This window comes from Flavobacterium sp. (assembly GCF_027531905.1).
Taxonomy (GTDB): Bacteria; Bacteroidota; Bacteroidia; order Flavobacteriales; family Flavobacteriaceae; genus Flavobacterium.
The window spans coordinates 58807-70945 of the sequence record NZ_JAPZSU010000053.1; the positions used below are offsets into that span (position 1 = coordinate 58807).

Sequence of the window (12139 nt, forward strand, 5' to 3'; positions counted from 1 at the left end):
TAATTATCAATTGATATTAATCATCATATTCGCCAGACAGACAATATTTACCAAATGTAAACATTCCATAAGCAATTAAAGGACAAAGAATAAAGGTATAAATTATTGCTGGAACTAGTTTTTCGCCACCAGCCTTCCACATATCCAAGGCTTGGTTGATGAATAAATAATATACTGAAATAGCACCAATTGCTATCCATACTACACCTAAATATTTTTTTAATGCATTCATTTTTATTGAGTTTTATGTTATTAATCGTGTGCGTTTTTATCGTTTGATTTTAAGTAGATTACCCCAATTACCAAACACACACTTGCTACAATAATTGGATACCATAATCCTTCTAAATAGGGTTTATCAAATGGTAAAGCAGTACCCGCTTCTTTTGCAATATCATTAGCTTTTTTGGCATTTAATGCCAAGAATGTTGCCACAGCAGGAAGTAATCCTCCAAAGATTCCGTTACCAACATGGTAGGGCAAACTCATTGAAGTATAACGTATTTTTGCTGGAAACATTTCAACTAAGAATGCTGCAATTGGCCCATAAACCATTGTTACAAACAATACTTGAAGTAAAACTAGTAAAATCAAATGCCATTTTACATCATCGGTAATGTTTTTTGAAATTTCTACGCCGTGTTTCAAGCTAACACCCGCTGGATGGTATTTAGTGCCTTGTGTATCTGTAAAAGTTTTTAGAGTAATCATGCTCAAGGTATCAACTTTTGCAGGAGCTTCTTCAGTTTTTAAAGTATTTTTTAATTTGATGGTATTTAACGTTGCAATTCCGTTTTTTGTAGTGTTGTACTTTATCCAAACTTCATTTTTTGCATTGGCTTTTGAATCAAATACAATTGGCTTTTCAGTAAATAATGTATCTACAGTGGTATAATGAAATTTTGCGCCTGTATTATACAAAGAATCTGATTTTGTGGTAATTATTATTTTTGTTTTAGTAATACTTGGATCTTTTTTGTCTTTTTCAGTTTTGATTTCTGCCAAAGGTTTTCCAATTACTTTACAACTATCAATTACCAAACTTGCTCCAGCAGCTTTCATTGATTTTTCGCTGGCAGATTCATACATAGAGGTATATATTGGACGATATGATACAATTGCAATTAACATACCTGCCATCATAATCCATTTGCGACTCATTTTGTCTGACAACCATCCAAAGAATATAAAAAATGGAGTTCCAAGTGCTAATGAAATCAACATAATATTGTCAGCAATATCTTTGTCTATACTCATTGTTTTTTCTATAAAACTCATGGCGTAAAACTGACCTGTGTACCAAACCACACCTTGCCCCATTGTTGCGCCAAACAACGCCAACAATACAAATTTAAAATTCAATTTGTTTCCAAAGCTTTCTTTCAAAGGATTGGTAGATACTTTTCCTTCTGATTTTACTTTTGCAAAAACTGGTGATTCATGCATGTTTTTTCTAATAACATAGGAAATCACAATCATAATTATAGAAACCCAAAACGGTATTCTCCAACCCCAATCTGTAAAATCTTCTTTAGACAAAGAATGTCTAGTAATATAAATTACAATCAAAGAAATAAACAATCCAATGGTTGCAGTGGTTTGAATCCATGATGTAAAAAATCCTCTTTTGTCGTTTGGAGAATGTTCTGCCACATAAGTTGCAGCTCCACCATATTCGCCACCTAAAGCTAATCCTTGTAACAAACGAAGAATTAATACTAATAATGGTGCAAAAAAACCAATTGTTTCATAAGATGGTACACATCCAATTAAGAAGGTGGCCCCACCCATTAATAGTAAAGTTACCATGAAGGTATATTTTCGACCAATCAAATCACCCAAGCGTCCGAAAAAGATGGCTCCAAATGGACGTACAACAAATCCAGCTGCGAAAGTTGCTAATGTTGATAAAAATGCTGCCGTTGGATTGTCAGGTGGGAAAAATTTGGTTGATAATAATGTTGCCAAACTTCCGAAGATGTAGAAGTCATACCATTCAATCATGGTTCCCATGGAGGAAGCGGAAATGACTTTCCAGATTCCTGTAGTTGATTTTTTACTCATTTGGTTGTTGTTTTTTGGTTTATAAATAAATTTGTAATTGCACTATAAATTCTCCTTTGCTTTGTTCTTTTGCACCAGGTGCGCTAAAAACAGGGCGAGTAGAATACTGTGTGGTTATTTTAGAATGATGTCCATCAAGAAGAAAATTAGCGCCAAAATCATATTGTGTACTAGCTTTTTGCAGCGCATCAAAATTTTTATAGGTGATCGCTCCATAAGGTTGGATTCTAACTTTTGGTTTTTCATTTTTATTTGGCAATAAAAAACCAGCTTGGGTGTACCAAATTGATCCACTTCCAATAGTAGGTTGAGCATTTCCTGGACCGGCAAGAGCTTTATTTCCAGTAAAATTAGGATCAGAAGCACCAATATTCATGATCCCAATGTTGCGTAAGTAATTGGGGCCAAAATCATAATTATAGTACACACTGTAGGCTGTGATGGCCATTTTTTGTTCTTTTTTTCCAATGGGAAGATCCAAAAAGACATCGGCAGCAAAAAGATTCATATCATGTTTTTGAATTTGATTGTTCACTGATGATTTTGTAGCATCAGGAGCTGTATAAAAGCCAAGACCAATATTGAATACTTTTTTCGTACCGACATAAGTGCCTACTTTAAAAGGAAGTAAATTAGATTCTTGATCCAAAAATTGGTATTCGAAATAACCTGCGGTAGACCATTTTGCATTGCCATTATTGTCAACGGCAACAGCATTAGCGGCATTGTTTACATTGGTTGGGGTTACATTTGTTGCAAAGGGTTTGTTGTGACTCAAACGGTATTCAAATTTTCCGTATTTTCCTTTTGCAAAAAGCCCTACTTGACGCGCAAATTGATCGGAATTTTCAATCAGCGGCCAGTTAAATATGGGAGCATCAATAGTCAAGAAGTTTAGTGTTGAAGCCATCGTTTCTCTTGAAAGCCCCATGTAGTAATGTAATCCTCCTCCTAATGAAAGGCTAAATTTTTTATCTTTTTGAGGTAAAACTACAGCATACTCATTCCATGCATCATGAAAAAATAGTCCTGGTTTTTTACCTGCTCCATAAGCTCCAGTTCCAGCAGCTCCTGAGGCACCACCGCTTGTAAAAGATTGATTGTTGATTCCGAAATGTGTTACAATCATATAGCGAGGCGATAATTGGGAGTAAGCCAAAAAGCGTAACCTTCTATTGCCTATATCACTGGTGCTAGTAGTAGCCTCATTGCCTACTACGGTACCTGGATTCATTTGCGAAGAGCGAAACCAAATTTGGTTCCATACGATAAAACGCATGTATTTTGAACCATTATCATTCAAATTAAATTTCATTCCGCTACCATATTCACTTGCGCCTTGAGCTAAAGCGATTAAAGAAAATAGGAGCGCTACTACCAGAGGGAAAAATTTTTTCATAAAATTAGTTTTGGTTGGTTTTTACAGTGCCAAATTCTAATTTTATTTCACAAGAAAAAATAATGCTATATTTTTTTGTAAAGAAGTATAGTTAATCTTTAAAACGCTCCCATTTAATCAGCATAAATTTATCTCCAAGTTCGGTTATGATCATTCCTGCTCCTGTCAAAAGGCTTTTGTTTTTTAGGTATTCTATTAGTTCAGAATGGTTTAAAATGCGATAAGTCGGGTGGTAGTTAGTTTGCGATGGTTTTTTGATGTTAAAGGATTTTACCCAATTACTCACAGTTACATGCGAAACGCCCAAAATCCGTTCAATCTCGCGATAACTCAAGCCTTCTAAATATAGTTGTAACGCTTTAGTAACATAATAGTCATCAATTTTTTTTCCTAATTTATTTACGGTAAAAAAATAATTGCATTTTTTACAAGAATACCTTTGTTTATTAGCAATGATACCGCTTTTTATCAAATGATCACTTTGGCATTTCGGGCAACATAAAAGTTTCATATATACATAATTTGCATAAATATAGTAATTTTGCAACATTATAAAAAAACAATACTGAAGTTTAATTTGTTTTTTTTTAAGCAAACCTTATTAATAAAGGCGAAATTGTATGTAATTCGCAGTTTTTAACAAAAATCACTAAAACTTCAAATCATGGCTAGAAAGCTTTTCAACTCCGAAATGCTTTTTGATTTTGAAGTGTTTATAGTACTGAAATTTTACCACAAATTATCTTTATGTTGCCAAACAATCCACGCGAAAACCCCAAAATGCATCACGCACACAATAAATTTCAGGAAACTAGAAGCTAGAAAGCCAATAAAAGAACCTGTGGCAGCCTTAAGTGCACGTTGATGGTCTTTGTTGTCATAGATTATCTCGCCAATAAAAGCACCCACAAAAGGACCAATAATGAATCCAAAAGGAATAGGTGCTAGTAATCCAACAATTAAACCAATATTCGTTCCCCAAATTCCATACGAACTGCCTCCAAATTTTTTAGTTCCCTTGGCGGGAATGATATAATCTAAAACCGTTAAAAGAAGCGTAATCACTAAACTGATGCCCAAAATCCAATAATTCACCGGAATTGCATCGGTGCAGTACAATAAAACTAAACCTATAAAACTCAAACTAGGTCCAGGCAAGACAGGTAAAAAGCTTCCAAAAATTCCTAGAATAACAAATAACAATCCAACTCCCAAAAGCAGTATGTCCATAAATTTATTTTTAGTACTTTTGAAAGTACATTTGTAGTGTTTTATTACGATATAACTATGAAGAAAGACCTTTTTTCAACTTTTATAGGGTTGGGTTTATGCTTCTTTTTCTCTTTGCTTTGTCATGGACAATCGCAAAACGAGAAAACTCAAGATGACCTTTTAAAAGAAAGGTTGTCAATTCAGTATAAAACTAAAGTATTAAACTTTAACTTGAAAGAATTTGATGCTTTGTTTTTTGAATTTTTCACTAAGAAAGAAGACCCAAATATACTGCTGTCTAAAGAGGAGTTTTATACCTATACGGTTCAAATTGCCTTGTTTTCAGACCGATTGAAAGCATTGTATCCCGATAAAAAAGCAATTGCTGAAGAAAATAAGAAGAAATGGATGTCGGAGCGATACGAAGATTATCTCCAATCCAAACCAAATAAAAAATAATAAGTGTATTTTTATCCCAAAATAAGTCCAACCCAAAAAACTCTGCTTTGAGTAAAAGTTATTGCTACATTTTGTTACTAGCGTTCGCCTCTTGTCAATACTTTGAAAGACAAGTACCTTCTGAAAAGGAATTGCTGCAAAAAGAATTGAAATCCATCAATTGGAAAGAAGTTGATGAGTATCCCTCTTTAGTAGATTGTGAAACTTTGATCGACAAGAAGCAACAACAAGAGTGCTTTTTTGAGCGATTGACACAGCTTATTCAAGAAAAATTAAGCGTAGACACCTTGGCGGCGCTGTATCCAGAGCTTGATACCATCGAAGTCAAAGTCACCGTATTCCCAAATGCAACGCTTCAATTTGAACCACAATTCCCCAAAGATTCGGTGGCTTATGATACCATCAAAATCGATAGTATTCTTCGCGCGCGTTTGGTCGGTTTTCCTAAAGTCAATCCCGCGATAAAACGAGGAATTCCAGTGAAGACACAATTTATCTTGCCGGTAATATTAAAAGTGGAATAAATAATGCCTTTTACTTTTTCGCATCCAGCAATTGTACTTCCATTTATAAAATCTAGGAGATTATCAGCAACGGGTTTAATAGTTGGGTCTATGTGTCCTGATTTTGAGTATTTCATTAGAATGAAAGTTCAAAGCAATAGTAGTCATACTTTTTTGGGCTTGTTCATTTTTAATATTCCAATTTCTTTACTATTAGCTTTGTTGTTTCATCAAATCATAAAAAAAGGATTAATAGAAAATTTGCCTTCTTTTTTTAGTTCTCGCCTTGATGATTTAAAAAACTTAGATTGGATTAATTATTTGCGAAATAATTTCGTAATCGTAGTAGTTTCTATTGTTATTGGAGCTACTTCGCATATTTTGTGGGACGGTTTTACGCATGAAACAGGTTATTTTGTTTCTGAATTTCCTTCTCTGTTAAGTGAAATATATGCTATTCCATTCTATAAAATTCTTCAGCATTTAAGCTCTTGCGTTGGAATGGCTACTTTATTTTTCTATTTATATAAAATGCCATCATCGAATATAATCCACCACATAGTCAAAAAAAGGTATTGGGTTTTTGTTCTATTTTGGACTTTCCTGATTATGGTAATTCGATTTTGTTTTGGATTGTCAGTTGTACAATATGGAAATGTTGTTGTGAGTTTGATTTCTTCTTCAATAGTTGGGATTGCAATAAGTAGTTTTTGGATAAAAAAACAGCTATAGGTCTCTAGAATCGCCTCCCTTTCCATTCGTAAGAACCAAAAACAGCATACAACGCCACACTAGTACTAAAAAAAGGATATAGCAAGCTGCTGGCTAACCCATAGCGCATCCTCGAATTAGTCAAGAAACGATGCGTTGTATACAGCAATACCGCATCGACCATAAATTTGGCTAGCCAAAGCAACGCGACATAGATAAAAGGCATCCATCCCAAAAATCCCAAAACCAATCCCAGAATCACACTAAGATTACCCGCAAAAACGACAAGTCCTAATCCTATTCCAAACCGACTTTGGTAGGAACTGGTTTTAGAAGCCCAGCGCACACGCTGATGAAATAAGGATTTCCAGCTATTCGTGGGTTGCGTTCGAACAATGGTTTCTTTCGATTTTAAATAGTGTACTTTTTCTGGAAATTGGGCTATGGCTTTTTGTAATAAAAAAACATCATCGCCGCTGGCTATTTTGTCATTGCCTTCAAAACCATTCAAGGCTTGAAAAAGAGATTTAGTATAAGCAAAATTGGCGCCATTGCACATAAAACCTTTGTTAATACCAAAACTTCCAATAGTAGCGCCTTGTAAACTCGTCAAGTCCAATTGCTGAAAATGATGCAAAAACGAAGGCTTGCAGTCATAAGTTACCGCCCCAGCAATCATTTCAATCTTATGGTTTTGAATAAAAGCATCCATCGTTAGCAACCAATTTTCGGGAACTACACAATCGGCATCGGTGGTCACTATCCACTCGTTTTTGGCCAAAGGAACACCCGTCGTGATGGCATCTTTTTTCGGCGAATTCGATTGTCGAATAGTGTTTGTTAGGGTAATTTGGAATTTGGAATTTGGAATTTGAAATTTTTCTTCTGATGCATCATCAATCAATAGCACTTCAAATAAATCCGTCGGATACTTTAGTTTGGAAATACTTTCTAATAAAATCGGCAAATTTTCGGCTTCATTGCGAAAAGGCACCAAAATAGAGAAGGTGGTTTTTGGAGTCACCTCTTTTTTGTTGTACAATGGTACAATGGTACAACCATAAATGAGCCAGATAATAGCCAAAAGATAAAGGAAAACGATGCTAAAAAAAATAATCATCATAACGATTAATTTTGGTCGTTAATTCCCCCTTCGGGGGTTTGCTTCGCCAGTTCGCTGTCGCTCGTGTGGGGGCTAAACTTCAAAACAAAATAACTTCCAATGGCTACTGGCAGCACTACATTCAAAAACCACATTAAAGTCGAAATGAAAACCACAATCCACTCGTTAACGCCCAAAATTCCAAAGAAAAAAACCGCCACACTTCCTTTTACCGCAAAATCCAAAAATTGAAAAGTTGGCAAAGACGAAGCCAGAAAATAGACCGAAGCAATCGCAGCCATCATTGTTAAATAGGGTAAATCCACATCAAAAGCCAAAAACAAGAAATAGTATTGATGCGAGAATACCAAATAGCGACAGGTTCCAAGCAGTATGTTTTTTTGATGAATCGCTTTTGGAATCTCATTGATTTTATGAAGTAGTTTTTCGATAGAATAGCCTTTGATGTTGATTTTCTTTGAAAAAAATACAATCAGTACAACTAACAAAAGTCCTCCAAAGAGCAAAAGCACTGTTTTCGGTTTGATAATGGCGAAAATAGCATTGAAATACAACAAGCCGAAAATGCCAAAAACGATGCTCAAAATCATTTGAATTCCGTTGCAAATCAGGTTTAAAAAGATGATTTTTTTGGTTGATTTTTTGTCGAAATACAAGGCTTTTCCAGCGTATTCGCCCACGCCGTTTGGAGTAAACAAACCCGCAGTCAAAGCAGCCAATACTTGTTTGGTAGATTCGCCCACCGAAATAGGCTGAAGAAAACGGACTAAGTTTTGCCATTTCAAAATTTCGAAATAGCGATTCAAGACGCTAAACGAGAGAATGAAAAGAATGCCTCCCACTGATTGATTTTTGCGAAACAGCACAATAAACTTCTCCCAATCGAGCTGGTCATTATTGGCGAGTTGGTTGTAGATAAAATAAAACGCTCCCCCTACTATCAAAAGTTTGACTAGAAGTACAAGGAATTGTTTAGTTTTGTGTGGAATTGAAATCATCTGCCCTTAATCCGCCGTGGCGTGGAATTATTGTGAGTAAAATTATTTTGCAAAGAAACAACAAACTTTGTATTGGAAACGGTAAACTTGAAACTAAAAAAATTGTCAAACGAACGCATCATATTAGGCATCGACCCAGGGACTACCATTATGGGGTTTGGATTGATTCGGGTTATAAATAAGAAAATGGAATTTATACAGCTCAATGAGTTGATTTTGTCCAAATACGACAACCATTACCAAAAATTGAAAGTCATTTTCGAGCGTACCATTGAGCTAATCGAAACGCATCATCCCGACGAAATCGCGATTGAAGCGCCTTTCTTTGGAAAAAACGTACAATCGATGTTGAAGTTAGGACGTGCGCAAGGTGTGGCAATGGCTGCGGGACTTTCTAGAGACATTCCCATTACCGAATACGAACCCAAAAAGATAAAAATGGCGATTACTGGCAACGGAAACGCCAGCAAAGAACAAGTCGCCAAAATGCTGCAACAACTTTTAGGTCTAAAAGAATTACCTAAGAACCTCGATTCTACGGACGGTTTGGCGGCTGCGGTTTGTCATTTTTTCAATTCTGGAAAAACAATCGGCGAGAAAAGCTACTCAGGTTGGGATGCTTTTGTGAAGAATAATGAAGATAGAATTAAGAAGTAGTGTTCAGGGTGTACAACTTAAAAAGTGGTCAGTGTTCAGGTTTTAGTGCTCAGCTTATGTTATTTAAAAAATTGGTAATTAGTTTTTAAGTGTTCATTTAAAGTAATTAGTTAGATAAAACATATGAAATTTCAAGATTTATTAAGTTATAAAAAAGGGTTTGATGTTGCTATGGCCGTTTTTGAATTGTCAAAAAGTTTTCCAAAAGAAGAGACTTATTCTTTAACAGATCAAATCAGAAGAAGTTCGCGAAGCGTAACAATTACGATTGCTGAAGCCTATAGAAAAAGAGAATATCCTAAGTATTTTCATAGTAAATTGACCGATGCTGATGCCGAAAATTCTGAGACACAAGGCTGGTTGGAATATGCACTGGCTTGCAAGTATATAACAATAGAGTCGTTTACTAGTTTAACTGAAAGTTCCAAAGAAGTTGGAAGATTGATAAATTATATGATACTAAATCCAGAAAAATTTGGAGTAAAAAAAGAGTAAGCAGTGTTCAGTCATTAGTAATCAGTTTATTATTGAACACTAAAAACTGAATACAGAACACTTTCCAATGACTGACCACTAAATCCTGACCACTGAACACTTTATCTATGAGCGGCATCTACATCCACATCCCATTCTGCAAACAAGCGTGTCATTACTGTGATTTTCATTTTTCGACTTCGATGAAGAAAAAGGAGGAAATGGTTTTGGCTATTGCCAAAGAATTGCAAATACGCAAAAATGAGCTTCTCGACTGCGCTCGAAGTGACAAAAATGATGCTGAATTCTGGGAAGTGGAAACGATTTATTTTGGAGGAGGTACGCCTTCGGTACTGACTTCTGAAGAAATTGAATTCTTGATTGCAGAAGTGTACCAGCATTACAGTGTTGTTGAAAATCCAGAAATTACCCTTGAAGCAAATCCTGATGATTTGACCAGTGAGCGAATTGTGGAATTGTCCAAAAGTTCAATCAATAGACTTAGTATTGGAATTCAGTCGTTTTTTGAAGCCGATTTAGCGATGATGAATCGCGCGCACAATTCGGTAGAAGCTCAAAAATGTTTGGAACTCGCGACTCAATATTTTGATAATATTTCAATCGATTTGATTTATGGTATTCCGGGGATGAGTAATGAACAATGGCAACAAAATATCGAAACTGCATTGCGTTTTGGTGTGCCTCATATTTCGAGTTACGCCTTGACGGTAGAACCTAAAACCGCTTTGAATACACTCATCCAAAAGGGTAAAATTGATGCGCCTAAAGACGAAGTAGCCGAAGCGCATTTCCAAATACTAGTCGAAACCCTTAAGAAGAATGGTTTTATTCATTATGAGTTGTCCAATTTTGGAAAGGAAAATTATTTTTCAAAGAACAATTCGGCGTATTGGTTAGGGAAAAAATACATCGGAATTGGTCCTTCAGCGCACAGTTATGACGGCATTTCGAGAAGTTGGAATGTGGCGAATAATGCTTTGTATCTGAAAGCCATTCAACAAAATCAATTGCCCAACGAAAAAGAAATCTTATCTACAGCTGACCGTTATAACGAATACATTATGACAGGATTGCGAACCATTTGGGGCGTTGCTTTAGACAGAATTGAAAAAGAATTTGGACAGCCCTATTTAGATTATCTCATTAAACAATCTGAGAAATTCGTAAAGGATGAGTTGCTCGCTATCGAGAACAATATTCTGAAACCAACTTCTAAAGGAAAATTCTTGACAGATGGAATTGCGAGTGATTTGTTTTATATAAATTCGGAGGTTTAACCGCAAAGAACGCAAAGTGTTACGCAAGGTTCGCAAGGATTTTTTTGTAAAATAATATTATAGACGATGTTTTTAAATTTGAATGATTTTTACCGCAAGGTGCGCAAAGGTTTACGCTAGGTTCGCAAGGATTTTTTTGGTAAAATAAAACTGTAGATGATGTGTTTAAATTTGAATGATTTTAACCGCAAGGGGCGCAAAGGTTTACGCTAGGTTCGCAAGGATTTTTTAGGTAAAGTAATATTGAAGACGATGTGTTTAAATTTGAATGAGTTTAACCGCTAGCTTCGCAAGGATTAAAATTTTTTCTTACATTTATTTTAAAAACAACAAAGACAAAGCTTAGCGACCTTTGCGTAAACCTTTGCGTTCTTTGCGGTTAAAAAATCACAATAACTAAATTATGACTGAAAACGAATTATCAAGAGTTGTTTTTGATTGTGCATTAAAAGTCCATCAAACGTTAGGCCCAGGCCTTTTGGAAAGTGCTTATGAAGAATGTTTGTTCTATGAATTAAAAAAATCAGGATTAGCCGTTCAAAAACAGAAACCATTGCCTTTGATTTATGAAGAAGTTAAATTGGATGTTGGCTATCGCATAGATATAGTAGTTGAAGATAAATTAATACTAGAAATAAAATCGGTGGACGCCTTAAATGAAGTTCATTTTGCTCAATTACTAACTTATTTGAAATTAACGAATTGTAAACTAGGATTGCTTATAAATTTTAATGTTGTATTAATCAAAAACGGAATTAAAAGAGTAGCAAATAATCTTTAAATAAATGATTTCTTTGCGACCTTTGCGTAACCCTTTGCGACCCTTGCGGTTAAAAATAGGATAGCAATACTCAAAGGAATTAAAAGAGTAGCAAATAATCTTTAAATAAATGATTTCTTTGCGAACTTTGTGTAAAAACTTTGCGAACCTTGCGGTTAAAAATAGGATAGCAATACTCAAAGGAATTAAAAGAGTAGCAAATAATCTTTAAATAAATGATTTCTTTGCGAACTTTGAGTAAAAACTTTGCAAACCTTCGGGTAAAAACAAGGAAAGAAAAAATTAATTAAATATTATATGATAATCTTATAATTCAGTTTACTATTTCTATACTAATTTTAACCGCAAGGTTCGCAAAGGTTTACGCAAAGGTCGCAAAGAAATCATTTATTTAAAGATTATTTGCTACTCTTTTAATTCCTTTGAGTATTGCTATCCTATTTTTAACCGCAAGGTTCGC

The 12139-nt window shown here is 35.0% G+C and carries 14 protein-coding genes; 7 read left to right on the forward strand and 7 right to left on the reverse strand.

The genetic code is table 11. From position 1 onward, the window contains the following. Positions 1-16: 16 nt before the first annotated feature. The 5 genes from O9307_RS13075 to O9307_RS13095 all read right to left on the reverse strand — a co-directional run bounded on the left by O9307_RS13075 (position 17) and on the right by O9307_RS13095 (position 4693). On the reverse strand, positions 17-232 hold the full coding sequence (locus O9307_RS13075; RefSeq protein ID WP_298300049.1) for a DUF6814 family protein: 216 nt from the start codon (positions 230-232) through the stop codon (positions 17-19). Between the two features lie 20 nt (positions 233-252). Then, positions 253-2064: an MFS transporter gene (locus O9307_RS13080; protein ID WP_298300051.1), complete on the reverse strand. Its 1812-nt coding sequence runs from the start codon at positions 2062-2064 to the stop codon at positions 253-255. Positions 2065-2083: 19 nt separating this feature from the next. After that, on the reverse strand, positions 2084-3463 hold the full coding sequence (locus O9307_RS13085; protein ID WP_298300053.1) for a porin: 1380 nt from the start codon (positions 3461-3463) through the stop codon (positions 2084-2086). A 91-nt stretch (positions 3464-3554) separates the two neighbouring features. After that, the gene (locus O9307_RS13090) at positions 3555-3974 is read right to left on the reverse strand and encodes a helix-turn-helix domain-containing protein (protein ID WP_298300055.1); all 420 of its coding nucleotides are present in this window, start codon (positions 3972-3974) and stop codon (positions 3555-3557) included. A gap of 218 nt (positions 3975-4192) precedes the next feature. Continuing rightward, a complete protein-coding gene (locus O9307_RS13095) occupies positions 4193-4693 on the reverse strand; it encodes a DUF456 domain-containing protein (protein WP_298300057.1) in 501 nt (166 codons plus the stop codon). Between the two features lie 57 nt (positions 4694-4750). On the opposite strand from O9307_RS13095, the gene O9307_RS13100 reads away from it, so the two are divergent. Genes O9307_RS13100 through O9307_RS13110 form a run of 3 tightly spaced genes read left to right on the forward strand, consistent with a single transcriptional unit; the run spans position 4751 to position 6369 of the window. Continuing rightward, positions 4751-5134: a hypothetical protein gene (locus tag O9307_RS13100; RefSeq protein WP_298300059.1), complete on the forward strand. Its 384-nt coding sequence runs from the start codon at positions 4751-4753 to the stop codon at positions 5132-5134. 47 nt (positions 5135-5181) lie between these two features. Then, positions 5182-5658, forward strand: a complete 477-nt coding sequence (locus O9307_RS13105) for a hypothetical protein (RefSeq protein WP_298300061.1) — start codon at positions 5182-5184, stop codon at positions 5656-5658. Between the two features lie 3 nt (positions 5659-5661). Next, positions 5662-6369 carry a DUF4184 family protein gene (locus O9307_RS13110; RefSeq protein WP_298300063.1) on the forward strand — a complete coding sequence of 236 codons (708 nt, stop codon included), beginning with the start codon at positions 5662-5664 and terminating at the stop codon, positions 6367-6369. Between the two features lie 4 nt (positions 6370-6373). Here the strand turns inward: O9307_RS13110 and O9307_RS13115 are convergent, their stop codons facing one another. Both O9307_RS13115 and O9307_RS13120 read right to left on the reverse strand, forming a co-directional pair. Next, a complete protein-coding gene (locus O9307_RS13115; protein ID WP_298300065.1) occupies positions 6374-7471 on the reverse strand; it encodes a glycosyltransferase in 1098 nt (365 codons plus the stop codon). Between the two features lie 5 nt (positions 7472-7476). Continuing rightward, positions 7477-8469, reverse strand: a complete 993-nt coding sequence (locus tag O9307_RS13120; protein WP_298300067.1) for a lysylphosphatidylglycerol synthase domain-containing protein — start codon at positions 8467-8469, stop codon at positions 7477-7479. Positions 8470-8571: 102 nt separating this feature from the next. On the opposite strand from O9307_RS13120, the gene ruvC reads away from it, so the two are divergent. The 4 genes from ruvC (at position 8572) to O9307_RS13140 (ending at position 11679) form a co-directional block, all read left to right on the forward strand. Beyond that, positions 8572-9126 (forward strand): crossover junction endodeoxyribonuclease RuvC, encoded by a 555-nt coding sequence (ruvC, locus tag O9307_RS13125; protein ID WP_159691043.1) that lies wholly within the window; start codon positions 8572-8574, stop codon positions 9124-9126. 123 nt (positions 9127-9249) lie between these two features. Further along, on the forward strand, positions 9250-9621 hold the full coding sequence (locus tag O9307_RS13130) for a four helix bundle protein (protein WP_159688061.1): 372 nt from the start codon (positions 9250-9252) through the stop codon (positions 9619-9621). A gap of 107 nt (positions 9622-9728) precedes the next feature. After that, positions 9729-10898, forward strand: coding sequence for a radical SAM family heme chaperone HemW (gene hemW / locus O9307_RS13135; protein ID WP_298300070.1), 1170 nt, complete (start codon positions 9729-9731; stop codon positions 10896-10898). A gap of 403 nt (positions 10899-11301) precedes the next feature. Next, positions 11302-11679 carry a GxxExxY protein gene (locus O9307_RS13140; RefSeq protein ID WP_298300072.1) on the forward strand — a complete coding sequence of 126 codons (378 nt, stop codon included), beginning with the start codon at positions 11302-11304 and terminating at the stop codon, positions 11677-11679. Positions 11680-12139 lie beyond the last annotated feature (460 nt).

What these genes read in the sequence shown, in the direction of transcription:
- O9307_RS13075 (WP_298300049.1), bottom strand. Translation starts at nt 232, where the DNA reads ATGAATGCATTAAAAAAATATTTAGGTGTAGTATGGATAGCAATTGGT.
- O9307_RS13080 (WP_298300051.1), bottom strand. Translation starts at nt 2,064, where the DNA reads ATGAGTAAAAAATCAACTACAGGAATCTGGAAAGTCATTTCCGCTTCC.
- O9307_RS13085 (WP_298300053.1), bottom strand. Translation starts at nt 3,463, where the DNA reads ATGAAAAAATTTTTCCCTCTGGTAGTAGCGCTCCTATTTTCTTTAATC.
- O9307_RS13090 (WP_298300055.1), bottom strand. Translation starts at nt 3,974, where the DNA reads ATGAAACTTTTATGTTGCCCGAAATGCCAAAGTGATCATTTGATAAAA.
- O9307_RS13095 (WP_298300057.1), bottom strand. Translation starts at nt 4,693, where the DNA reads ATGGACATACTGCTTTTGGGAGTTGGATTGTTATTTGTTATTCTAGGA.
- O9307_RS13100 (WP_298300059.1), top strand. Translation starts at nt 4,751, where the DNA reads ATGAAGAAAGACCTTTTTTCAACTTTTATAGGGTTGGGTTTATGCTTC.
- O9307_RS13110 (WP_298300063.1), top strand. Translation starts at nt 5,662, where the DNA reads ATGCCTTTTACTTTTTCGCATCCAGCAATTGTACTTCCATTTATAAAA.
- O9307_RS13115 (WP_298300065.1), bottom strand. Translation starts at nt 7,471, where the DNA reads ATGATGATTATTTTTTTTAGCATCGTTTTCCTTTATCTTTTGGCTATT.
- O9307_RS13120 (WP_298300067.1), bottom strand. Translation starts at nt 8,469, where the DNA reads ATGATTTCAATTCCACACAAAACTAAACAATTCCTTGTACTTCTAGTC.
- O9307_RS13130 (WP_159688061.1), top strand. Translation starts at nt 9,250, where the DNA reads ATGAAATTTCAAGATTTATTAAGTTATAAAAAAGGGTTTGATGTTGCT.
- hemW (WP_298300070.1), top strand. Translation starts at nt 9,729, where the DNA reads ATGAGCGGCATCTACATCCACATCCCATTCTGCAAACAAGCGTGTCAT.
- O9307_RS13140 (WP_298300072.1), top strand. Translation starts at nt 11,302, where the DNA reads ATGACTGAAAACGAATTATCAAGAGTTGTTTTTGATTGTGCATTAAAA.